Raw genomic sequence first — 22469 nt, 5'->3', positions numbered from 1 at the left:
TCCTTGCCTTTGACCATGGCGACTTATCCTTTGCTGTCATAAGCTGTGGCAAAACGGCGGGGCAGGGAGAGAGCATGTTCAAGATCGGCCGGTTTTTGGCAGTGGGTGCGGCTCTGATCAGCCTGCCCCTCGAGGCCATGGCGCTGGAGCGGGTGCAGCTGCGGCTCGTGCGGGCCGCCACGCCGGAAGAGACGACCAATCTGGGTCAGAGCCTGCAGGCCTCTTCCGTGCTGAATTCGCTGGAAACTTCAGACGAGACCCTGCCGCGCGACGTGGTCGCTGCGGCGCGCGCCGACTACACCCGGCTGGTCGAGACGCTCTATGCCCAGGGCTATTACTCCGCCGTCGTCCGCATCAGCATCGATGGCCGCGAGGCGGCGCTGATCGACCCGTTCCAGACCCCGGCGGCGATCGGCGAGGTGGTGATCTTTGTCGATCCCGGCCAGCGGTTCCGGCTGGGCCAGGCCGAGATCGCGCCGCTGGCCGGCGACAATCCGCCGGTCGAGGAATTTCGCAGCGGTGCGCCGGCGCTGGCGACCGTGGTGCGCGATGCGGCGCAGACCGCGGTGCGCGACTGGCGCGAGCGCGGGTTTCCCAAGGCCGAGATCGCCGACCAGTCGATTGCCGCCCGCCACCCCAGCGCGCAGCTCGATGTCGCGGTCGCGATCGCACCGGGCCGCCGGGCACTGTTCGGCGACACCGAAATTGCCGGCAAGACCGCGGTGCGCGAGGGCCGGGTGCGCCAGATCGCCGGGCTGCCCAAGGGCGACCGCTACGCCATCAGCGAGGTTGAGCGCGCCGCCTCGCGCCTGCGCAAGACCGGCACCTTCCAGTCGGTGCAGATCGATCAGGCCGGCCCGGTGGCCGAGGACGGCACCATCGACATGGAGATCACCGTCATCGACCGCAAGCCGCGCCGGATCGGCGCCGGCATCGAATATTCCACCTTCGACGGGCTCAACCTCACCGGCTTCTGGCTGCATCGCAACTTCCTTGGCGGGGCCGAGCGGTTCCGCATCGAGGGTGAGGTCAGCGAGATCGGGCTGCAGGCCGAGGGCATCGACTACGCGCTGTCGTTCCGCTTCGAGCGGCCGGCGGTCTATGGCCCCGACACGCTGTTCTTTGCCGAGGCCGGCCTCGCCTACGAGGACGAGCCGGATTACCTCGAGCGTCGCGCCGAGCTGACCGTCGGCGTCTCGCAGCAGTTCAACGAGCATCTCACCGGCGAGCTGGGCCTCGGGCTGAGCTATTCAGAGGTCACCGACCGCTTTGCCACGCCAGAGACCACCCGCACGCTGCAGGTGGTCTCGCTGCCCGTGGCGCTGACCTTCGACAAGCGCGACGATGCGCTCGACGCCACCAGCGGCTTTTACCTGCGCGGCACCGCGACACCGTTCTACGAGACCGTCGAGGGCCAGCCGGGGGCGCATCTCACCTTCGACGGCCGCGCCTACCGCGCCTTTGGCGAGGACGAACGGCTGGTCACCGCCACCCGGCTGCAACTGGGCGCGCTGCTCGGCCCCGAGGCCGAGGATGCGCCGCCGGGGATGCTGTTCTATTCCGGCGGTGGCGGGACCGTGCGCGGCCAGCCCTACCGCTCGCTCGATGCCGAATACAACGGCAGCTCGCTGGGCGGCCGCTCCTTTGCCGCGACCTCGGGCGAGCTGCGCTACGGCGTCACCGACAAGATCGGCGTGGTGGCCTTTGCCGACGCCGGCTATGTCGCGCCGGAGATCTTCGAAGACGGGGACTGGCACGCCGGTGCCGGTCTCGGACTGCGCTATACCACGCCGGTCGGGCCGATTCGGCTCGACGTGGCCGGACCTGTCGCCGGAGACACCGGCGAGGGCGTGCAGATTTACATAGGGATTGGTCAGGCCTTCTGATGCGGATTTTCCTGCTTTGTCTTTTGCTTCTCTCCCCCTTCGCCGCCGCCGCTCAGACCAGTGAGAGCGACCGGGGCTTTGTCCAGGGGATCCTTGAGGACGCGCTCTCGGCGCCGGGCCGCGAGGTGCGGGTCACCGGCTTTTCCGGCGCGCTGAGCTCACGCGCGACGATCGAGGAGATCACCGTCACCGACCCCGAGGGCGTCTGGTTCACCGCCAGGGGCATCGGCCTGCAATGGAACCGCAGCGCGCTGCTGCGCGGCAGGGTCGAGATCGAGGAGATCTCGGTCGAGGAGATCGCCCTGCCCCGGACCCCGGTGCCAAGCGAGGGCGCGCTGCCCAGCCCCGAGGCCAGCGGCAGCGCCTTTGCGCTGCCGGACCTGCCGGTCTCGGTCGAGATCGACGAGATGCGGATCGACCGCGCGATCCTTGGCGCGGCGTTGTTCGGCGAGGCGGCTGAAATGTCCTTTGCCGGCACCGCGCAGCTCGCCGACGGCGCCGGCCAGACCCGGCTCGAGGTGCAGCGGCTCGACCGCGAGGGCGCCTTCACCGTCGAGGCGGCGTTCGACAACGAGAGCCGCGTACTGGCGCTCGACCTCGATCTGACCGAACCCGAGAACGGCATCGCCGCCAACCTGCTGGGTCTGCCCGATCGGCCCTCGGTGGCGCTCAGCGTCGCCGGCAATGACCCGCTGAGCAATTTCACCGCCGATATCCTGCTGGCCACCGCCGGCGAGAAGCGGCTGACCGGACAGGTGCGGCTGATGAGCAGCGAGGATGGCGCCGCCGGCTTTGCCGCCGATCTGTCGGGCGACATCGCGCCGGTCTTTGCGCCGCAGTTCCGCGAATTCCTCGGCCCCGATGTGGCGCTCGAGGCCAGCGGCCAGCGCCAGGCGGACGGCGCCATGAGCCTTGACGCCCTGCGCATCGAGGCCGCCGCCATGACCATCGCCGGCGAGGCCCGGATCGCCGCCGATGGCTGGCCCGAGAGCTTCAACCTCGACGCCGCGATCACCCCGCCGCAGGGCGACACGGTGATCCTGCCGCTGCCCGGTGACCTGACCTCGGTGGCCGGTGTCTCGCTCAAGGCCTCGTTCGATGCGGCCGCCGGCGATGTCTGGTCGCTCAACGGCGCGGCCCGCGGCTACCAGCAGGCCAGCCTGACCATCGAGCGGCTGGCCTTTGACGGCACCGGCACCCTCAGCCGCGACGACCAGAGCGTCAGCGGCGGCCTGTCGGTCAATGCCGAGGGCATCTCGCCCGCCGACGCCGCCCTTGCCCGCGCGGTGGGCAGCCAGCTGCGTGGCGCGCTCAACTTTGCCTGGGCTGCCGAGGCGCCGCTGCGGCTGCGCGACATCGCGCTGACCGGTGCCGATTACGGCCTGACCGGCGCGACCGTAATCAGCGGGCTGCAGGGCGAGGCTCCGATCACCATCGCCCCCGACCTCGCACTTAAGGCGGAAAACCTTGCCCGCTTTGCCGATCTCGCCGGCGTGGCGCTGACCGGCGCTGCCGATCTGGCGATCACCGGCCAGATCGAGCCGCTGACCGGGGTGGTCGACCTGGTGCTCGACGGCGAGACCGCCGATCTCGGCACCGGCATTGCCCAGCTCGATCCGCTGCTCGAGGGCATCGGCATCCTGCGCCTCGGCGTGACCCGTGACGAGACCGGGCTGCGCGCCGATCCGCTGACCATCCGCACCGATCACGCCAGCATCACCGGCACCGCCAACCTGCGCACCGGCACCTCCTCGGCCGAGATTACCGCCAGCGTCCCGGACCTGTCGCGCGTCGTCGACGGCTTTGACGGCAGCGCCGAGGTCACCGCCAGCCTGGCACAGGACGGCGAGACCTGGAGCATTCAAGCCGACGCCGCGCTGCCGGGCGGCACCACCGCCAGCTATCGTGGCGCGGTCACCGGCGATGGCGAGACCACGCTGGTTGTCTCCGGCGAAGCGGCAGCGGTGGTCCAACGGCTCTCGGCCTTCTCGGCACTGGCAGGGCGCGAGCTCTCTGGGTCGGCCAATCTCTCGCTGCAGGGCGAGACCGACATCCTCGGCAAGCGGTTCGACATCGCCACCGAAGGCTCGCTGCGCAATCCGCAGTTCGGCCTGCCGCAGGCCGAGGCACTGCTGCCCGGGCTGACCCGCTTCGACCTCTCGGCCGAGGGCGTGATCGGCGGCGAGATCACCATTCGCACCGCCGTCATCGAGGGCGAGGCGATCGAGGCCACCGTGACCGGCGGTTTCGGGCCGGAGAGCGGCGACCTCGCCTTTGACCTCGAGATCGACGACCTCGGCCGCGCCCTGCCCGACCTGTCTGGCCCGGCAACGCTGACCGGCACCGCCCTGCGGCGCGACGCGGTCTGGCAGATCGACACCGAGGCGCGGCTGCCCGGTGGCACCGGCGCCAGCTATTCCGGCACGGTGTCGGGCGACGGCGAGACCTCGCTGCGGATCACCGGCCATGCCGAGGCCACCGTGGCCGACCTCTCGGCCTTTTCCGAGATCGCCGGCCGCGATCTGGGCGGGTCAGCCTCGGTCACGCTCGACGGCAGCGCCGACATCGTGCAGCAGAGCTTTGACCTGGTGGCCAGCGGACAGATGCAATCGCCGCGGTTCGGCGTGCCGGTGGCCGAGGCGCTGCTGCGCGGCAGCACCGAATTCGACCTCTCGGCGGTGGGCAAGGTCGGCGAAGAGATCACCATCCGCCGCGCCGTCGTCGATGGCGACCAGCTGCAGGCCGCGGTCAGCGGTGCCTTCGGCCCCGACAGCGGCGACCTGAGCTACCGCGTCTCGGTGGTCAATCTCGGCGTCGCCCTGCCCGACCTGCCCGGCCCCGCCAGCGTCACCGGCACCGCCCAGCGCCGCGCCGCGGTCTGGCAGGTGACGGCCGAGGCCAACCTGCCCGGCGACACCGGCGCCAGCTTTGACGGCACCATCACCGGCGACGGCCAGACCGAGCTGCGCGCCGAGGGCCGTCTCGAGGCGCGGGTTTCCCGCCTCGCGGCCTTCTCTCCGCTGGCCGGACGGCCGCTTGGCGGAGCGATCACGGTGACGGCGCGGGGGTCCGTCGACGCGCTGGCCGGCAGTTTCGACATCGACGCCAGCGGCACCACCACCAGCCCGGAGTTCGGCGTACCGACGCTCGAGCCCTTGCTGCGCGGCCCCTCGCGCTTCGACGTCTCCGCCGCCCGCGACGCCCAAGGCGCGATCACCTTCCGCAACCTGGTGTTCGACGGATCGGCGCTCGACCTGCGTCTGAACGGCGGTTTCGGCGGCGGCAGCTCCAGCCTGACCTACCGCGTGGCGATCGCCGACCTCGGCCTGCTGGTGCCCGACCTGCCCGGCCCCGCCACGCTTGCCGGCACCGCCGACCAGCAAGGCGACAGCTGGCAGATCGACGCCTCGGGCACCGGGCCCGGCGGCATCCAGCTGGCGGCGCGCGGCAGGGTGGCGCAGGATTTCTCGCGGCTCGATGTCTCGACCGAGGGCCGGGTGCCCCTGGCACTGGCCAACCGGCGGCTGCAGGGTCAGGCGCTGAGCGGCTTCGTCAGCTTCAACCTCGCGGTCAACGGTCCGCCGGCGCTGAGCTCGGTCTCGGGCCGGCTCGCCGTCGCCGACGCGCGGCTGGCGCTGCCGGCGCAGGGGCTGGCGCTGACCGGCATCACTGGACAGGCCGACCTGGCCGGCGCACGGGCGCAACTGGCGCTCACCGGTGACATCTCGTCCGGCGGGCAACTGCGGATCACCGGCCCGATCGCGCTCGAGCCGCCTTTCACCGCCGATCTGGTGGCCGAGCTGGTCGATGTCGTCCTCACCGACAACGCGCTATACGAGGCACGGCTGGGCGGACGCGTGACCCTGACCGGCCCGCTGGCCGGTGGCGCGCAGATCGGCGGCGTGATCGACGTTGCCAGCGCCGAGCTGCGCATTCCCGATATCGGCCCGTCCTATTCGGCGCTCGACGGGCTGCGCCACATCAACCCGCCGGCCGATGTGCGCCAGACCCTGCGCTTTGCCGGGCTCGAGCCGGTGGACACGGTCGACAGCACCGGACCAAGCTATCCGCTCGACCTGCTGGTGCGCGCGCCGAACCAGGTCTTCGTGCGCGGCCGCGGTCTCGACGCCGAGCTGGGCGGCAGCCTGAGGCTTACCGGCACGACGCGCGACATCGTGCCGATCGGCAGCTTCTCCCTGATCCGCGGCCGGCTCGACCTGCTGGGCAACCGGCTGACCCTGACCCAGGGCGACGTGCAGATCCGCGGCTCCTTCGATCCGGTGGTGGCCTTCGCCGCCACCACCCAGGTCGAGGAGGTCGATGTGACCCTGCGGCTCGACGGGCTGGCTTCGGCGCCCGACCTGACGGTAACCTCGGACCCCGAGCTGCCAGAGGAAGAGGCGCTGTCGCTCCTGCTCTTCGGCCGCGACCTGACCTCGATCTCGGCCTTTCAGGCGGTGCAGCTGGCCTCGGCCATCCGCACGCTGTCGGGGCAAGGCGGGCTTGGCCTCACCGGCACCCTGCGCGAGGGGCTGGGGGTCGACGACCTTGATATCGCCACCGATGCCGAGGGCAACACCGAGGCCAGCGTCGGCAAGTATATCTCCGAGCGGGTCTACACCGATGTCACGGTGTCGAGCGACGGCACCAGCGAGATCAACCTCAACCTCGACCTGACCGACGACATCACCGTCCGCGGCCGGCTGGGCAGCGATGGCGACACCGGCCTCGGCATCTTCTACGAGCGCGATTACTGACGTCGCATCAGTCTGAGCGATGTGCCAGAACGGGGCAATGGCCGAAAGCTTCTGCATATCCCCCGAGAGCGCCCTGCTGACCCCCGACGCTCCGGGCCTCGCCGCCCTGCTGGACGCGGTCCGGCGCGGCGGCGGGCTGCACCTGTCGCCGGCCGGGCCGGTGGCGACGGGCGGACCGCCGATGCTCACCTGCGCGACCTCCGGCTCCTCGGGCGCACCCAAGGTGATCCGACGACGGCCCGAAAGCTGGCAGCGCTCCTTCGCGGTGACGGCCAAGGTCTTCGGCGTCACCGCGACCGACCGCTACGCGACCTTCGGTGCGCTTGGCCATTCGCTGACCCTCTATGCCCTGCTCGAAGCGTTTCACATCGGCGCCGACGTGGCGGCGCTGGCCGGAATGGGGCCGCGGGCGCAGGCACGGTTCGTTGCTGACGCCGGGATCAGCGTGATCTATGCCACACCGACCCAGCTGCGCCTGCTCCTGCGCGGCGCCGAGGCGGCGGGGATCGCCGCGTTCCCGGCGCTGCGCCGCATCTTCTGCGGCGGCGGGCCGCTCGACGCCGCGCTTCAGGCCGCCGTGCAGGCGCGCTTTGCCCAGGCCGATCTGCGCGGCTTTTTCGGCGCCAGCGAGACCAGTTTCATCACCATGAGCGACAGCGACACCCCCGCCGGCTCGGTCGGTCGCGCCTATCCCGGCGTGACGCTGCGGATTGACGCCCCCGAAGGCGCGGCCGGCGAGATCTGGGTCGCCAGCCCCTATCTCTTCGAGGGCTACGCCAGTGGCAGCGCGCCCGACACCCGGCGCGACGGCCTTTGGCTGAGCATCGGCGAGATGGGCTATCTCAGGGCCGGGTCACTCTTTCTGCGCGGGCGCAAGAGCCGGATGGTCACCGTCGCCGACCACAACGTCTTTCCCGAAGAGATCGAGACGGTGGTCTCGCAACTGCCGGGCGTGGCCGCCTGCGCGGTGGTGCCACGCCCGGATGCGGCCCGCGGGCATCGCATGGTCTGCTTCCACCAGGGCACGGCCGAGGAGGCCGCCCTGCGCGCCGCCTGCCGCGCCGCCCTGCCCCTGCCGGCGGTGCCGCAGCGCTTTGTCAGGCTGACGGAACTGCCGCTGCTGCCCGCCGGCAAGCCCGACATTGCGGCCTTGGCACGGCGGGCGGAGACATGAGCCACATCCTCGCCGCCCGCCGCAGCGCCGTGGTCCCGCGTCACGGCGCGTTCGCCGCGCTCGAGCCGCATGACCTGGCCGCCCCGGTGATCCGCGCGGTGCTGGCCGATGCCGGGCTGGCGCCGGAAGACGTGGGCGAACTGGTCCTGTCGAATGCGCTCGGCGCCGGTGGCAATCCGGCGCGGCTGGCGGCGCTGGCCGCGGGGCTGCCCCTGCGGGTGGCGGGGCTGACGGTGGACCGGCAATGCGCCGGCGGGCTGGATGCGCTCTTGCTGGCCATGGCGATGGTGCGCGGCGGGCTGCACGAGGTGGTGATCGCCGGCGGCATCGAGAGCTATTCGCGCCGCCCCCAGCGGCTGCGCAGCTTTGCCGACGGCCGGCCGCCGGAGCCCTACGATCAGGCGCGCTTCACCCCCTGGCCCGAGCGCGACCCGGGCATGGCCGAGGCCGCCGACCGGCTCGGACGCAGGCTGGGCATCGGCCGCGCGGCGCAGGACCTCTGGGCGATGGAGAGCCACGCGAAAGCTCTGCAGGCGCGGCCGGCGGGGATTGTCGAGATCGCCGGGCTGGCCACCGATCCCTTTGCCCGCGCGCTGACGCCGCGGCTCTGCGCCCGCGCGCCACGGGTTCATGGCGAGATCACCGCCGCCAACATGGCGGTGGCGGCGGATGCCGCCGCCTGCGTGGTGGTGGTCTCAGAGCGGATTGCGCGCGGGCGCGCGACGGCCGAGATCGTGGCCGGCAAGACCCTCGGCGACACGCCCGAGTTGCCCGGCCTCGCGCCGGTGGCGGCGATCGAGGCAGTACTCTCGGCCAAAGACCGCAAGCGCCTGGTCAGCGCCGAGATCATGGAGGCCTTCGCGGTGCAGGCCATCGCCTGCCAGCAGGGCGCCGGGCTGCCGCGCGAGATCGTCAACCGCGACGGCGGCGCGCTGGCGCGGGGCCACCCGATCGGCGCCAGCGGCGCGGTGCTCGCGGTCGACCTGTTCCACCAACTGCGCGCCACGCCCGGCACCGGGCTCGCCGCCATTGCCGCGGCGGGTGGGCTGGGCACGGCGCTGGTGATGCACGCCCCGGGCTGATCGGGCACTGCCCCAAGGGCCTTCTTCTGTTCAAAAATACCTCGGGGGGTCCCGGGGGGCTGGTCCCCCGGGCGTGGGGGTCCGGGGGGCCGGCCCCCCGGAAACCGCCCGGCCTACTCGCCCTGCGCGGGGGTATTGATCCCCATCTTCTGGAAATAGCGCCGGATGTTGCGCGCCGCCTGCCGGATGCGCTGCTCGTTCTCGACCATGGCGATGCGGACATAGCCTTCGCCGCGCGGACCATAGCCGACACCGGCCGCGACGGCGACATTGGCGTTGGTCAGCAGTTCCTTGGAGAACTCGAGCGAGCCCATATGCGCCAGCGCCGGCGGCAGCTTGGCCCAGGCGAACATCGAGGCGGCAGGCGCCGGGATGTCCCAGCCGGCGCGGGCAAAGCTCTCGACCATCACGTCGCGGCGTTTCTGATAGCGGGCGCGGTTCTCGGCGACGATGTCCTGCGGGCCGTTCAGCGCGGCGCAGGCGGCGGCCTGAATGGGCGTGAAGGCGCCGTAATCGAGGTAGGATTTGACCCGCGTCATCGCCGCCACCAGCCGCGGATTGCCAACGGCAAAACCCATCCGCCAGCCGGCCATGGAATAGCTCTTCGACAGCGAGGTGAACTCCACCGCCACGTCCTTGCCGCCCGGCACCTCGAGGATCGAGCGGGTCGGCTTGCCGTCATAGTAGAGCTCGGAATAGGCGAGGTCCGAGACGACGTAGAGGCTGTTTTCCTTGGCAAAGGCCACCAGCCGCTCGTAGAACGCGAGGTCGACGGTCTCGGCGGTGGGGTTGGACGGGTAGTTGACCACCAGCACCTTTGGCTTGGGGCGGCAGTCGGCGACGGCCTTCTCGAGGCTCTCGAAATAGAACGCGTCGGGGGTGGTGGGCACCGCGTGGATCGTGGCGCCGGCCATGATGAAGCCGAAGGTGTGGATCGGGTAGGACGGATCGGGCGCCAGCACCACGTCGCCCGGCGCGGTGATCGCGGTGGCGAGCGACGCAAGGCCCTCTTTCGAGCCCATGGTCACCACCACCTCGGTCTCGGGGTCGAGGGTGACCCCGAAGCGGTTGCCATAGTAATTGGCCTGCGCCCGGCGCAGACCGGGGATGCCCTTGGACTGCGAATAGCCGTGGGCGTCGGGTTTCTGCGCCACTTCGATCAGCTTGTCGATGACATGCTGCGGCGGCGGCAGGTCGGGGTTGCCCATGCCGAGATCGATCACGTCCTCGCCCTTGCGCCGCGCCGCCGCGCGCATCGCGTTCACCTCGGCGATGACATAGGGCGGCAGAAGGCTCAGGCGGTAGAATTCATCAGACATGGGACTATTTCGGTTGTTGCTGGGTGATCCGGGTGGCTTACCCTTGGTCGCCGCCGGTTGGTAGCCCGATTTTCGGATCAGACCCCGCCGCGCGCCGTTTTTCGCCTCAGGCCGACAGCCCGAGCGCCAGCGCCGCCAGCGCCAGGTAGGTGAGCTGGTGCAGGAACTGGTCGACCCCCAGCGCCATCCAGAACTGCGGCGCGGCGGTGGTCAGGCCGCGACGGCGCAGCCAGCGCTCCTTGCCCCAGTCGAGGTGGTAATGCAGCACCGTCTCGGCCAGCGCCAGCGCCGTGATCGCCCCGGCGCCGAGCCCGGCCAGCGCCAGCAGCCCCGCGCTGAACCCGCCGTGGATGGTGGCATGCAGCAGGCCGCCGGGATGGCCGTAACGGCCCTTGCCGGACAGCATGAAGGGAGTTTGCAGCAGGTAGTCGGCGGCCAGGTGCTTGGCCTGGAACCCGAGGAGCAGGAGCAGCAGCCACTGCGCCTCGCCACTCACGGCGCGACCGCGCGGTAGAAGGTCATGCAGCCCGGCAGCGCCACTGCGCCCTCGGCGTCGATGTAGGCCGAATAAGCGTCGCGGATCTCGGCGGCGATCCGGGCCTTCAGGGCGGCGTCGGGCTGTTTCATCCGATAGAGCGTCGAGATCGGGCCGACGTAGGAGAGCGTTTGCATCAGGGCGTCCAGTCCTTCGGGATGGCGGATCATGATCGCCTCCTGCCACCCTTCGATGCGATCATAGCCTGCCGCCCGCAGCAGGCCTGTTACATGGGTCACATCGGCAAAGGCCAGCGGCCCCGGCGGCGGGGTTTCGCCGGTGGCGCCGGGCGGCAGCGCGCCAAGGTGACGCTCGGCCACCGAGATCGGCAGCGAAAACCACGGGTTGTCCTGCGCCGACCAGCCGTTGAAGGCGATCACCGCGCCGGGCGCCAGCCGGCTGCGGATGCGCGACAGTGCCAGCACCGGGTCGGAAAAGAACATCATGCCCACATGGGCGGTGCAGATGTCGAAACCGTGCCGATCAAGGTCCTCGGTCTGGATGTCCAGCCGCTCGAAGGCGAGGTTGTCACAATGGGCCGCCCGCGCCCGGGCCAGCGCCAGCAAGGGCTCCGAGACGTCGAGGCCCAGCACCTCTCCGCCCGGCCCCACCGCCTGCGACAGGGCGAGGCTGAAGCTGCCGGCGCCGCTGCCGATCTCGAGCACCCGGCGCCCCGGCGCCAGCCGCACGAGCGCGGCGAGCCGGTCCATCGATCCCGCCAGGTAGTGGTCGAGGTCGCGCTGGTGACGGGCCCAGTCGAGGCCGGACTGGCCGTTCCAGATCTCGTGGACGGGCTGGTTGGTCATGTGGTCTGCCTCTGGCTGGCCGCCAGCGCCCGTTGCGCGGCGGCAATGTCGGGGCTGGCCAGGCCCGCGGGAAAGCCGGCCAGCGCCCGGGCCAGGGCGGGGGCGCGGTCGGGGTCGATGCGCACGGCCGAGACATGGGCGCGCAGGGCGCAGAACACCGAAGCCTGCGCCTCGGCCACGGCGATGGCCTGATCGATGTGGCGCAGCCCCTCAGCGGTCTCGCCGCGCTGCGCCAGAAGCTCGCCCTGCACCCGCAGCACCTCTGACCGCACCAGGTTCTCCTGGCTGCGTTCCAGCCCGTCGCGCGAGCGTTGCGACAGCGCCCAGGCCTCCGACGGCCGGCCGCTCTCGGCCGCGAGCTCCGCCCTCAGGGTCAGGTAGAGCGGCCGCAGCATGAAGCTGCCGGAGGCGTCGTAGCGGTCGAAACCGGCGTCGATCAGGCCACGCCCGCGGTCGTGATCGCGAAGCTTGCACAGCCCCCAGCCCCAGAGGATCCGCCCCACCCCTTCGTGAAACGGAAACTCAAAACGTTGGGCGTGCACCGCGGCCTCCTCGGCGGTGGGCAGCAGCCGGTCGAAATCCTGCATCAGGTGATAGGTGTAGGCCGAAAAGGTGAGCGAGCGCGCCAGAGAGAACGGATGCTCGATCCGCCGCGCGATCGACAGCATCTCGTCGCAGCAGCGCAGTGCGGCCTCGGGTTCGCCGAGGTACCACAGGCAGCTGCTGAGATAGGCCATGCAGCCAAGCCCCGGATCATCGCCGAACAGCGCGATATTGCCGGCGCCGGCGCCCCTGGCATAGCCGTCGATGGCGGTTTCGAGCGAGCGGCGCGCCTCGCGCAGATTGCCCAGCATGAAGGCGGTGGCGCCCAGCGCCCGGTGCGCCTCGAGCGAGAGCGCGGCATTGGGCGCCGCACCGCCGGTCAGCGCCAGCATGTCCTGCGCCACCTGTTCGGCGGCGGGGTACTGCGCGCTCATCTGGCGGTACATCCAGAGCCCGCGGCGCACCGCGAAGCGCTCGGCCTGCTGGCCCGCGGTGTCGGCCAGCGCCGCGGCCTCGACATAGAGCGCGCCGACGGTCTCGGCGCCATAGCCGTCATGCGAGGACAGCACCGGCCCCAGCGCCAGCAGCATCGCCAGCCGCCGGGCATCGCGGTCGTGGCCGGCGGGCAGCTTCTCGAGCAGCCCGAGGCCGCGGCGGAAATGCTCGATCGCCTCGCCTTGGGCCGAGCGGCGGGCGGCGCGCAGCCCGGCGCCCTTCCAGCGCTCGACCGCCTCGGAATAGCGCTCTGCGGCGGTCAGGTGGTTGGCCAGCACCCGGTCGTCGGCGGTCGGGCTGAGCGCCAGCGCGTCGGCAATCGCACCGTGAATCGCCCGGCGCCGCGATTTCGGCTGCGACTGATAGGCCGCCTCCTGGATCAGCGCGTGACGAAAGATGTAACGGCGGTCCTCGGCCTCGATCGGCTCGATCAGCGCCAGCGTCTCGAGCGTGTCGAGCATCGGCGCCAGATCGGCCATGTCGCGGCCCATCACGCGCCCCAGCACGCCGGGGTCGAAGACCCGGCCGATGCAGCTGGCCACCTGCGCCACCGGCCGCGCGTCGCGCGCCGATTCAAGACGTGCAGCCAGAACCCCCTGCAGCGTCGCCGGTATGGTCAGCGCGGCGGCATCGCCGCTGCCCTCGCGGGCGCGCTTGATGATGTCACGGGTCAGCTCCGAGACGAAGAGCGGCACCCCGTCGGAGGCCTCGACGATCCGCTCGCGCACCTCGGCGGTCAGCCCGACCGAGAGCTGGGTCACCATCCGCTCGGCCGCGCGCCGGCCGACACGGGTCAGCTCGATCCGGCGGACCGGCGGCAGATCGGCCCAGCGGGGCGACGCCTGCGGCCGCGCTGTGGAGAGGATCATCAGCGGCAGATCGGCGGCCGTGACCGCAAGGTCGGCCAGCAGGTGATCGGTCAGCGGATCGGTCCAGTGCATGTCCTCGAGCACCAGCGCCATCGGTGCCACGGCGCAATCGGCCCGCAGGATCCGCGCGATCGCCCCGAACCAGGCCGCCCGGCGCAGTTCCGACGATTGCACCAGTAGCGCCGGATCAAGGTCGAGCAGGTCGCCCAGACCGCTCAGGTAGACATCGCGCGGCAGCTCTTGCCGCGCCGCCAGCCCGGCAAAAGCGGTGCGCCGCATCTCGACCGGCGCGTCCGGCATCACCCCGGCGCGTTCGTAGAGCCAGGCCACGATCGGGTAGAGCGTGGCGTTGTCGTTGTAGGGCCAGCATTGCAGCTCGTGGCCCTGACCGCCGTCGTTGCGGCAGGCGCGCAGGAAATGCGCGCTGACGTGGCTCTTGCCGATGCCGGCCTCACCCTCGAGCGCGACGATCCGCAGGCCCTGACCGCTCTGCGCCTCCCGCCACCAGCCGGCGAGCAGCGCCATCGGCCCGTCACGCCCCTCGATCGGCGCCTCGCCAAGGCGGGCGCTGCGGGCCCGGCTGGGCGAAGACTGGACCGAGGCGCCGTCGAGCCGCACCACATCGACCGCGGTGGTGAACCCTTTGACCAGATGCGCGCCAAGATCGGTCATCGCAAAGCGTGGCTCTGGCAGCAGCGCCGCCGTCGCCCGGTCGATCAGCACCTCGCCGGGCTGGGCCAGCGCCTCGAGCCGGGCGGCGAGGTTCGGTGTCTTGCCAAAGACAGTGTCGAGCTGGCCTGAACCCGAGTCGAGCTTGCGCCCGGCCAGCACCAGTCCGGTCGCCATGCCGACACGCACCTGCAACGGCCGGCCAGAGGGCGCCCGCAGACGGCCCGCCGCGCGCACCAGGGCGAGCGAGGCATGGGCAGCGCGCTGCGGCGCGTCCTCAAACGCCTGCGGCCAGCCGAAATAGACCAGCAGCCCGTCGCCCAGGTAATTGCCCACGTGACCGCCCCAGCGCGCCACCTCGGCGCGGCAGGTCTCGACAAAGCGGGCGATCAGCGCCTCGAGGTCCTCAGGGTCCATCGCCGTGGCCAGGCCGGTGAAATCCACCAGGTCGCAGAACAGCACGGTGATCTGGCGGCGCTCGCCCTCGTCGGCCTTGGGCGCCGGCGCGGTCGCGGCAACCGGCGCGGCAGGCATGGCGGTTTCGTTGAAGTCGGCGATGGCCCGCAGCATCCGCTTGCGCGCCCCCAGCGGCAGACCCAGTTCTCGCAGATCAGCCCCGGTCAGCGTCCCGAGGATATCGAGGCCGATCTCGTGCTCCGCGAAAAGCGCGGCAAATTTTTCAAGTCCGTGGCTGCGAAGCCAATCTTCAACCTGCAATCGGTCCCCCTGCCGCGCGCGAACGAAATAATCAAAGTATTTTATAGTGATATTCATCACAGTTATAGCGGGTTACGCTGAGGAACGGTATATAGGTATGTCAATTTTTTCAGTATTCGGAGACTTAATGGCCGGCAACCGGGAAGGGAGTCCATGCACAATCGCAGGCAGATCTTGGCACTTGGGGCCGGCGGCGTGGCGCTTGGCGCGGCGGCGGGGCTGGGCTGGTCCGGCCGGGCCGAGGCCGACGGCTTGGCAGGCTTCGGCCTTGGCGGCCCCGGCGACCTGGCCAATCCGTCCGAGATCCGCAGCCGCGATGGCCGCCTGCAGGCCACCCTGCGACCGCAGCTTTCGATGGCGCTGGTCGATGACAAACCGCGCAATTTGCGGCGCTATAACGGGGGCTTACCCGGCCCGACCCTGCGGCTGCGCCCCGGCGATGCGATCGATCTGCGGCTGGAAAATGCCCTGCCGCCGAACCCGTTGCCCATGCCGGACCCGGCGCTTTTCGAGGCCGCCGATCTTTGCGGGCCGGTGGGCAGCAGCCATGTGGCGCCGCATGATTTCAACACCACCAACCTGCATTTCCACGGCTTGCACGTCAGCCCGAAGGGGCGCAGCGACAATGTCTTTCTGACCGTGGCGCCGGGAGAGGCGTTCAACTATCACGTGCAGATTCCCGAAAATCATCCGGTCGGCAGCTTCTGGTACCACCCGCATTGGCACGGCTCGGTTGCAGCACAGATCGGCAGCGGCATGGCGGGAATGATTCTCGTGGAGCCAGAGGGTTACGTGCCAGAGGGCCTGCCGGAGCGGCAAATCGTGATCCAGACGGTGATCGGCGGCGACGCGGCGGATTTCGACGACCCGCGGCAGTTCATGTCGCTGCGCGCGCCGCGGATCTTCACGCTCAATGGCCAATACCGGCCGACGATCCGCCTGCGTCAGGGCGAGCGCCAGTTCTGGCGACTGCTTTTGGCCAATGATTTCCAGTTTTGTCCGCTGGATTTCAAGGCTATGGGACTGGCGGCCACCCTGGTGGGCCGCGATGGCACACCGCTGCGCGAACCGAAACCGGTTGACAGCCTGCTCCTGTCGCCGGGCAACCGGGTCGACGTGGTGGTCGAAGGGCTGGCGCCCGGTCTGCACGACATGGTGCGCCAGCCCTATCGTCACGGGCTGGTCGATCTGAAGGCGCGGACCCTGGGCCAGGTGCACATCGCGCCGGGCGGCGCGCCCTCGGGCCTGATGCCCGCCCGCGCCGCGCCGCCGCCAGACATCACCGACGCCGAGATCGTGCGCAGACGCACCGTGGTACTGGGCGAGCGCAAGGACCCTCGGGCGGTCTTCGACCTTGCCTTCACCATCGACGGGCAGTCCTATGACCCCGACGACTGGCATCTCGACCCCAGGCTCGGCACGGCCGAGGAATGGACCTTCGTCAACACCACCGCCTATCCGCATCCGATGCACATCCACATCAACCCGTTTCAGGTGGTGGCCGTGAGCGGCGTGCCGCTGGCGGAGCGGCCCTGGCATGACACCTTCGTGGTGCCGGCGGCCGGCACCCTGACCCTACGGTCGCGGTTCGAGGATTTCGACGGCGATTTCGTCACCCATTGCCACATCCTGCCGCATGAGGACGCCGGCATGATGATGAACGTAAGGATTTTGCCATGAACCCCCTGCGCCCGGCCCTGCTGGCCTTCTGCCTTGCCGCCTCGCCTGCCCTGGCCGCGCCGCCGGTCGAGGCCGAGACCTGCCTGTCGTGCCATTCGGTCGACGGTGTGGCCCATATCGATCACATCCCGATCATCCATGGCCAGTCGCAGACCTATCTGCACAACGCGCTGCACGCCTATAAGTCCGGCCAGCGCAGCGGCGGCACGGCGGATGTGATGCAGGCGGTGGCGCAACAGCTCTCTGATCCCGAGATCGACCGGCTGGCGGGCTTTTTCGGCACCGAGGCCTCGGTCGTCTCGGCCGCCCCGTTCGCGCCGCTGGTCACCGCTGCGGCCGAGGGCGCCGACACCCGCGTCGTCTATCTTACCAGCCAGGACGGCGGCGCGCGGGTGGTCGAGAGCCGGTTCAACGGCGATTATTTCCGTGTGTCGCCCTATGTCGAGAGCGAGAAATTCCTCACCTTCTGCTCGATCGCCAGCATGGCTGCGGTGCTCAATTCCTTTGAAGACGGGCTGACCCGGCCGATCGACCCCATGCGCTATCCCTACCCCTATTTCACCCAAGAGAACCTCTTTACCGAGGCCAACCAGCAGGTGAAAAGCTTTGAAGGCGTGGTGACCGACGGGCTGACCCTCGACCAGATCGGCCAGTTCCTGACCCACCTCGACGTGCAGCCGACAACGATCTTTGCCGATGAGAGCGATCTCGACCAGATGCGCAGCGCCCTGACCAACGCGCTGTCGGACCCCGCCACACGGGTGATCGTGAACTACAACCGCGGCATCGTGGGCCAGGACGGCTCTGGCCATGTCTCGCCCATCGGCGCCTATCACGCACCGAGCGACTCGGTGCTGGTGCTTGATGTGGCGGGCTACAAGTATCCGCCGGCCTGGATCCCGATGGCGCTGCTCTACGAGGCGATGCTGGATACCGACAGCGCCTCGGGCCGGTCGCGCGGGCTGGCGCTGGTGAGGACGTACTGATGCCGGGCTTTGACCGCCGCGAGGTGATCCGACTGCTTTCCGCGGCCATCGCGATGGCGCCCACCGGTGCGGCGGCGCGGCTCGGGGTCGAGGATGACCTGGCGATGTTCCGCGACATCATTCGCGCCATCGGCGGCACGACCTATCTTCCGCCGGTATTGCTCGAGGCCTGCGAGACCGAGTTTGCCCGCGCCTTTGGCACCGAGGCGATGTTCGCGCTGGTAGCGCTGGCCCGTCGCCGCCCCGAGCTTGCGTCGATGAGCCGGGACGCCAGCACCCGCGCCGGTGACCAGATGCGTTGGATCGCCACTTTCCTGTTTACCGGTGAGGTCGATGGCGAGGTCCGATACTACGACTATTGCCTTGGCTGGCAGGCGCTGACCTTTGCCACCGCGCCGGGGCTGTGCGGCGGCCCCTTCGGGCATTGGCAGGAGCCGCAGCGATGACGGCGCCGGTGCCACAGACCGTCGATGTGCTGGTGGTGGGTGCCGGCATGGCCGGGGCGCATCTGGCGCTGGAGCTGGCGCAGGCCGGGCGGCAGGTGACCGTGCTCGAGGCCGGGCCGCGAAAGCCGCGGCACGACTGGATGTCGGTCTTTGCCAACAACCCGGTCAAGGGCCCGCAGGCGCCCTATCCGTCAAACCCCTGGGCGCCGCATCCGCAGGATGGCGGCTATGCCAGCTTTTACGACCAGGCGGGGCCGATGGAGTTCGTCGGGGCCTACCTGCGGATCTACGGCGGCTCTACCTGGCATTGGATGGGTTTTGCCGACCGGCTGCGGCCGGCCGATTTCCGCATGAAGAGCAGCTATGGCGTCGCCCGCGACTGGCCGGTGAGCTATGGCGAGCTGGAAGACCACTACGCCCGCGCCGAAACCATCTGGGGCGTGGCCGGCAGCATGGCGCACACCTGGGGCGCGCCGCGCAAAGAGCCCTTTCCGATGCCGCCGGTCCCCGCCTCCTATCTCGACAGCCGGGTCGATATCGCGCTGAAACAGATGGGCCTGCACTCCGGCATCTTCAGCCATGCCCGCAACTCGGTGCAGTTCGATGGCCGCCCGGCCTGTTGCGGCAACAACACCTGCGTGCCGATCTGCCCCATCGGGGCCAAGCTCGACGGTTCGGTGATCGCCGACAAGGCCGAGGCCGCCGGCGCGCAGATCATCACCGAGGCGGTGGTGACGAGGATAAATCTCGGGGCCGAGGGCCGGGTGACCGGCGTCGACGTGCGCCGCCCCGACGGCAGCCAGACCCGCGTCACCGCCAACGTCTATGCGCTGTGCTGTCATGCCATCGAGAACCCCCGCCTGCTGCTGATGTCGGCGCAGGAGGCCGCGCCGAACGGGGTCGCCAATGGCTCTGGCGCGGTCGGCCGCTACCTGATCACCCAGGCCAACCAGGACACCAAGGGGGTGACGCGCGACCCGGTCTACCCCTATCGCGGTCCGCAACAGACCTCGGGACTGGTCGAACTGCGCGATGGCGCCTTTCGCGCGTCACATGCCGCCATCGGCACCAGCTTCATGAACTCGGGCCATTCGGGCAATTCCGACGGCACCGATGTGGCGCGGCAGCTGATCGCCAAGGGTCTGATGGGACAGGCGCTGGTCAGCGAGCTCAACCGCATCGTCTCGCGCCATCTGCGGCTGAATTCCAGCGCCGAGATCCTGCCGGATGCCGACAACCGCCTGACCCTCTCGACCGAGACCGACAGCGCCGGCCTGCCGAAACCGCGCATCGCCTACTGTCTCGACGAGTATACCCGCGCCGGAATGGAGATCTCCCGGAAGATCAACACCGAGGTGCTCGAGCGGCTGGGCGCGACCGAGGTCAGCTCGAACGCGGTCTACCTCTCGAACGCCATCATCGGCGGCACGGCGCGGATGGGCGATGATCCGAGGACCTCGGTGGTCAACAGCCACCAGCAGAGCCATCAGCACCCGAACCTCTATGTCATGGGATCCTCGGCGCATGTGACCATGCCGGTCAATGCGCCGACGCTGACCATCGCGGCGCTGGCGATGCGCACGGCGGCGCATATCCTCGGCTGAGCGGCGTCAGCGCGCCGCGGTCAGCCCGCCGGAGCCGAGGAAATACTGCGAAGCGATCGGCCGGTAGGCGGCGCCCAGCACGCGGGCGTTGGCGCCGACGCTGCCCTCGGCGAACTCGGGGCGAAACAGGCCGATGGTCTCGATGTCGCGCGACAGTTCGGACATCCGCCTCACCAGTCGCGACCGGACCGCGGCGGGAAAGGCGCCGTCGACCAGCACCGCCTCGAAGTCGATCACCGCGCAGCACGACAGCGCCGCCATCGCCAGCTCCTGCGCCGCCATCTCGATCCAGGGTCCGAGCTGGTCCTCGAAGGTGGCCCAGTCGGCCCCGCGCGACCAGAGCTGCGCCGGGTCGCCGCCGGCCTCGCGGATCGCCGTCTCGAGCCAGAAGATCGACGCCCGGTCCATCAGCTGCGCCGGCCGTCCCTCGGCATCTCGGGTGATGATCGAGCCCAGCGCGCCGGCATTGTCGCGGGGACCCTCGAAAACCGCGCCGTTCATCACCACGCCGCCGCCGGCGAAGGCGCCGATGAAGAAATAGGCGTAATCGCGGAACCTGCGGCCCTGGCCAAAGGTGTTCTCGGCATAGCAGGCCGAGGTGGCATCATTGACCAGTGTGATCGGCAGTTCGGTGAACTCCGTCGCCTCGCGCACCAGATCGCGGCCCTGCCAGCTGTCGTAGGAGCGGTCGTCCGCGCCGATGATATCGTGCCGTTTCCACATCTCGAAGGGGGCGGCGATGCCGATGCCGCAGATCAGCTTGCGCTGCTCGGGGTCCAGCGCCGTCGACATGCTCTCGATGCCCTCGCCGAGAAAGGTCAGCATCTTGTCGGGGTCGGGAAAGTGATACTGGATCTGCATCTGGGCCCGCACCTCGCCGGTCAGATCCATCAGCGCAAGGTCGGCCGAGCGACGTCCGATCTTGAGCCCGAAAGCAAAGCTGCCGGCGGGATTGAGCGCCATCGGGATGCGCGGCTTGCCGACGCGGCCGCGTTGCGGCTCGCCCTTGACCAGCAGGCCGTCGGCCTCGAGCGAGCGCAGGATCACCGAGACCGTCTGCGCCGAAAGGCTGGACTGGCGCGCCATGTCGGAGCCCGGCATCGGGCCATGACGCTGAATCATCGATAGCAGCAAACGCTCGTTGTAGTCGCGCACGCCGCTCTGGTTCACGCCGCTGCTGAAGCTACGGCTGGTGTCCTGAGTCATCTATCGTTCCTCCTGCCCACTCTGTATACGCGAGACTTAATAAATAAAATTTATTTATTAAGTCCGAACTGCGCTGCGAATCAGCTCTTAGCGTCTGTTTTCCTTCCCAGAATGGGCGAGGTGGCCGCACCGGTCCAGTCGCGGGTGAAATATGGCGCTTTCAGAAGAGGCCCGCTGCTTTGGGTCTGGGCTGGCGTTTCGGGGGAGACGAGCGCGCGCCGGTGACTTACCCGCATTCGCCATCTGCTGCACCGGAGTTCGGGCCGGTGTGCAACGACGCGCTGAAACTCACGCTGGCGTGACGGCATTGACAGATATTGGACAAACCGCCACGGCGCCCCCACATTCGCACCAACCAAGAAATCTGGAGGGGTTCCACGTGACATACAAGAAATCCGATGAGGCCATCGCCCGGCTCACCCCCGAGCAATACCGGGTGACCCAGGAAAACGGCACCGAACGGCCGTTCACCGGCCAGTATAACGACACCAAGGAGCCGGGGATTTACGTCGACGTCGTCTCCGGCGAGCCGCTCTTTGCCTCCTCCGACAAGTTCGAGAGCGGCTGCGGCTGGCCGAGCTTTACCAAGCCGATCACGCCGGCGCATGTCACCGAGTTGCGCGACAGCAGCCACGGCATGATCCGCACCGAGGTCCGCTCGGCCCATGGCGACAGCCACCTCGGCCATGTCTTTCCCGACGGCCCGCGCGATCGCGGCGGGCTGCGCTATTGCATCAACTCCGCCTCGCTGCGCTTCATCCACCGCGATGATATGGAGGCCGAGGGCTATGGAGAGTACATCGACCAGGTCGAAGAGGTGACCCAATGAGCGACACCACACAGCGCGCCGTCCTTGCCGGCGGATGTTTCTGGGGCATGCAGGACCTGATCCGCAAGCTGCCGGGGGTGAAGGCAACCCGGGTGGGCTATACCGGCGGCGACGTCGAGCATGCCACCTATCGCAATCACGGCACCCATGCCGAGGCGATCGAGATCACCTATGATCCCGAGCAGATCTCCTATCGCCGGCTGCTGGAGGTCTTCTTCCAGATCCACGATCCCAGCACGCTCAACCAGCAGGGCAACGACCGCGGGATGAGCTATCGCTCGGCGATCTACTACGTCGACGAGGATCAGAAGGCGGTGGCGCTCGACACCATCGCCGATGTCGATGCCTCGGGCCTCTGGCCCGGCAAGGTGGTGACCGAGGTCGAGCCGGTGAGCGATTTCTGGGAAGCCGAGCCCGAGCATCAGGACTACCTCGAGCGCTTTCCCGGCGGCTACACCTGCCACTTCCCGCGCAAGCACTGGGTGCTGCCCCGGCGCGACGCGGCGGAGTAGCTCTGACAGTGAGGTCCCGGATCGAACCCGGGACAGCGGTGGCCTTCGTGGTACCGGCACACAAACCAGCCGCGCCCCGGACTTGATCCGGGGCCTCTCCCGTCACCCGGCACTGCGACGTTGCAGAGTGTCGTTGGCCGGGAGGTCCCGGGTCAGGCCCGGGACGGCGGCGGTTTCCGTGGCACCGGCCCCCCTCCAACGGCGCCCCGGACTTGATCCGGGGCCTCTCCCTTCGCCAGGATAATCGCCCACAATTGACCAGCCAGCGCACTCCTCCAAGCCCAGGGCCGTCCTGTTGTGGCACAGCCCGCGCGCCCGAAAGCGCGATCACCCCTTGGAAATCCCCCGCAACCG

General features: G+C 69.5%; 15 protein-coding genes. 10 read left to right on the top strand and 5 right to left on the bottom strand.

All coding sequences use genetic code 11. From position 1 onward, the window contains the following. Window positions 1-74: 74 nt before the first annotated feature. The 4 genes from VOI27_RS14265 to VOI27_RS14250 are packed head-to-tail and all read left to right on the top strand — an operon-like array spanning window position 75 to window position 8899. Complete coding sequence (locus VOI27_RS14265; protein WP_323766027.1) at window positions 75-1886, top strand: autotransporter assembly complex family protein; 1812 nt, start codon at window positions 75-77, stop codon at window positions 1884-1886. Next, complete coding sequence (locus VOI27_RS14260) at window positions 1886-6643, top strand: translocation/assembly module TamB domain-containing protein (protein WP_323766026.1); 4758 nt, start codon at window positions 1886-1888, stop codon at window positions 6641-6643. Before VOI27_RS14265 ends, VOI27_RS14260 begins: the two co-directional genes overlap by 1 nt. A gap of 37 nt (window positions 6644-6680) precedes the next feature. After that, window positions 6681-7817: an AMP-binding protein gene (locus VOI27_RS14255; RefSeq protein WP_323766025.1), complete on the top strand. Its 1137-nt coding sequence runs from the start codon at window positions 6681-6683 to the stop codon at window positions 7815-7817. After that, window positions 7814-8899, top strand: coding sequence for a thiolase family protein (locus VOI27_RS14250; protein ID WP_323766024.1), 1086 nt, complete (start codon window positions 7814-7816; stop codon window positions 8897-8899). Before VOI27_RS14255 ends, VOI27_RS14250 begins: the two co-directional genes overlap by 4 nt. A gap of 113 nt (window positions 8900-9012) precedes the next feature. Here the strand turns inward: VOI27_RS14250 and VOI27_RS14245 are convergent, their stop codons facing one another. The 4 genes from VOI27_RS14245 to VOI27_RS14230 all read right to left on the bottom strand — a co-directional run bounded on the left by VOI27_RS14245 (window position 9013) and on the right by VOI27_RS14230 (window position 14852). After that, window positions 9013-10218: an LL-diaminopimelate aminotransferase gene (locus VOI27_RS14245; RefSeq protein ID WP_323766023.1), complete on the bottom strand. Its 1206-nt coding sequence runs from the start codon at window positions 10216-10218 to the stop codon at window positions 9013-9015. 106 nt (window positions 10219-10324) lie between these two features. Continuing rightward, the gene (locus tag VOI27_RS14240) at window positions 10325-10714 is read right to left on the bottom strand and encodes a DUF3307 domain-containing protein (RefSeq protein ID WP_323766022.1); all 390 of its coding nucleotides are present in this window, start codon (window positions 10712-10714) and stop codon (window positions 10325-10327) included. Further along, window positions 10711-11559, bottom strand: a complete 849-nt coding sequence (locus VOI27_RS14235) for a class I SAM-dependent methyltransferase (protein ID WP_323766021.1) — start codon at window positions 11557-11559, stop codon at window positions 10711-10713. The genes VOI27_RS14240 and VOI27_RS14235 overlap by 4 nt, the downstream gene beginning before the upstream one ends. Next, window positions 11556-14852 (bottom strand): adenylate/guanylate cyclase domain-containing protein, encoded by a 3297-nt coding sequence (locus VOI27_RS14230; RefSeq protein ID WP_323766020.1) that lies wholly within the window; start codon window positions 14850-14852, stop codon window positions 11556-11558. The genes VOI27_RS14235 and VOI27_RS14230 overlap by 4 nt, the downstream gene beginning before the upstream one ends. 153 nt (window positions 14853-15005) lie before the next feature. On the opposite strand from VOI27_RS14230, the gene VOI27_RS14225 reads away from it, so the two are divergent. From VOI27_RS14225 to VOI27_RS14210, 4 genes are read left to right on the top strand one after another with little or no spacing between them, the layout of a single operon-like run. Continuing rightward, on the top strand, window positions 15006-16532 hold the full coding sequence (locus VOI27_RS14225) for a multicopper oxidase family protein (RefSeq protein ID WP_323766019.1): 1527 nt from the start codon (window positions 15006-15008) through the stop codon (window positions 16530-16532). Beyond that, window positions 16529-17518, top strand: a complete 990-nt coding sequence (locus VOI27_RS14220; RefSeq protein WP_323766018.1) for a phytochelatin synthase family protein — start codon at window positions 16529-16531, stop codon at window positions 17516-17518. Before VOI27_RS14225 ends, VOI27_RS14220 begins: the two co-directional genes overlap by 4 nt. Further along, window positions 17518-17964 carry a hypothetical protein gene (locus VOI27_RS14215; protein ID WP_323766017.1) on the top strand — a complete coding sequence of 149 codons (447 nt, stop codon included), beginning with the start codon at window positions 17518-17520 and terminating at the stop codon, window positions 17962-17964. The genes VOI27_RS14220 and VOI27_RS14215 overlap by 1 nt, the downstream gene beginning before the upstream one ends. Beyond that, the gene (locus VOI27_RS14210) at window positions 17961-19568 is read left to right on the top strand and encodes a GMC family oxidoreductase (protein WP_323766016.1); all 1608 of its coding nucleotides are present in this window, start codon (window positions 17961-17963) and stop codon (window positions 19566-19568) included. The genes VOI27_RS14215 and VOI27_RS14210 overlap by 4 nt, the downstream gene beginning before the upstream one ends. Window positions 19569-19574: 6 nt before the next feature. Here VOI27_RS14210 and VOI27_RS14205 read toward each other — a convergent pair whose 3' ends face one another. Continuing rightward, on the bottom strand, window positions 19575-20774 hold the full coding sequence (locus VOI27_RS14205; protein ID WP_323766015.1) for an ROK family transcriptional regulator: 1200 nt from the start codon (window positions 20772-20774) through the stop codon (window positions 19575-19577). Window positions 20775-21153: 379 nt separating this feature from the next. Between VOI27_RS14205 and msrB the strand changes: the two genes are divergently transcribed. Further along, window positions 21154-21603 carry a peptide-methionine (R)-S-oxide reductase MsrB gene (gene msrB / locus VOI27_RS14200; protein ID WP_323766014.1) on the top strand — a complete coding sequence of 150 codons (450 nt, stop codon included), beginning with the start codon at window positions 21154-21156 and terminating at the stop codon, window positions 21601-21603. Continuing rightward, window positions 21600-22115 carry a peptide-methionine (S)-S-oxide reductase MsrA gene (gene msrA, locus VOI27_RS14195; protein ID WP_323766013.1) on the top strand — a complete coding sequence of 172 codons (516 nt, stop codon included), beginning with the start codon at window positions 21600-21602 and terminating at the stop codon, window positions 22113-22115. The genes msrB and msrA overlap by 4 nt, the downstream gene beginning before the upstream one ends. Window positions 22116-22469: the final 354 nt, after the last annotated feature.

The sequence above is a fragment of the Marinovum sp. genome (assembly GCF_034669705.1).
Taxonomy (GTDB): Bacteria; Pseudomonadota; Alphaproteobacteria; order Rhodobacterales; family Rhodobacteraceae; genus Marinovum.
This window is presented reverse-complemented; position numbering and strand designations above follow the sequence as displayed.

Bases quoted from the DNA above. Each gene is read 5' to 3' on its own strand.
- VOI27_RS14205 (WP_323766015.1), bottom strand. From the start codon at position 20,774: ATGACTCAGGACACCAGCCGTAGCTTCAGCAGCGGCGTGAACCAGAGC.
- VOI27_RS14210 (WP_323766016.1), top strand. From the start codon at position 17,961: ATGACGGCGCCGGTGCCACAGACCGTCGATGTGCTGGTGGTGGGTGCC.
- VOI27_RS14220 (WP_323766018.1), top strand. From the start codon at position 16,529: ATGAACCCCCTGCGCCCGGCCCTGCTGGCCTTCTGCCTTGCCGCCTCG.
- VOI27_RS14215 (WP_323766017.1), top strand. From the start codon at position 17,518: ATGCCGGGCTTTGACCGCCGCGAGGTGATCCGACTGCTTTCCGCGGCC.
- VOI27_RS14250 (WP_323766024.1), top strand. From the start codon at position 7,814: ATGAGCCACATCCTCGCCGCCCGCCGCAGCGCCGTGGTCCCGCGTCAC.
- VOI27_RS14245 (WP_323766023.1), bottom strand. From the start codon at position 10,218: ATGTCTGATGAATTCTACCGCCTGAGCCTTCTGCCGCCCTATGTCATC.
- VOI27_RS14260 (WP_323766026.1), top strand. From the start codon at position 1,886: ATGCGGATTTTCCTGCTTTGTCTTTTGCTTCTCTCCCCCTTCGCCGCC.
- VOI27_RS14265 (WP_323766027.1), top strand. From the start codon at position 75: ATGTTCAAGATCGGCCGGTTTTTGGCAGTGGGTGCGGCTCTGATCAGC.
- VOI27_RS14255 (WP_323766025.1), top strand. From the start codon at position 6,681: ATGGCCGAAAGCTTCTGCATATCCCCCGAGAGCGCCCTGCTGACCCCC.
- msrA (WP_323766013.1), top strand. From the start codon at position 21,600: ATGAGCGACACCACACAGCGCGCCGTCCTTGCCGGCGGATGTTTCTGG.
- VOI27_RS14235 (WP_323766021.1), bottom strand. From the start codon at position 11,559: ATGACCAACCAGCCCGTCCACGAGATCTGGAACGGCCAGTCCGGCCTC.
- VOI27_RS14225 (WP_323766019.1), top strand. From the start codon at position 15,006: ATGCACAATCGCAGGCAGATCTTGGCACTTGGGGCCGGCGGCGTGGCG.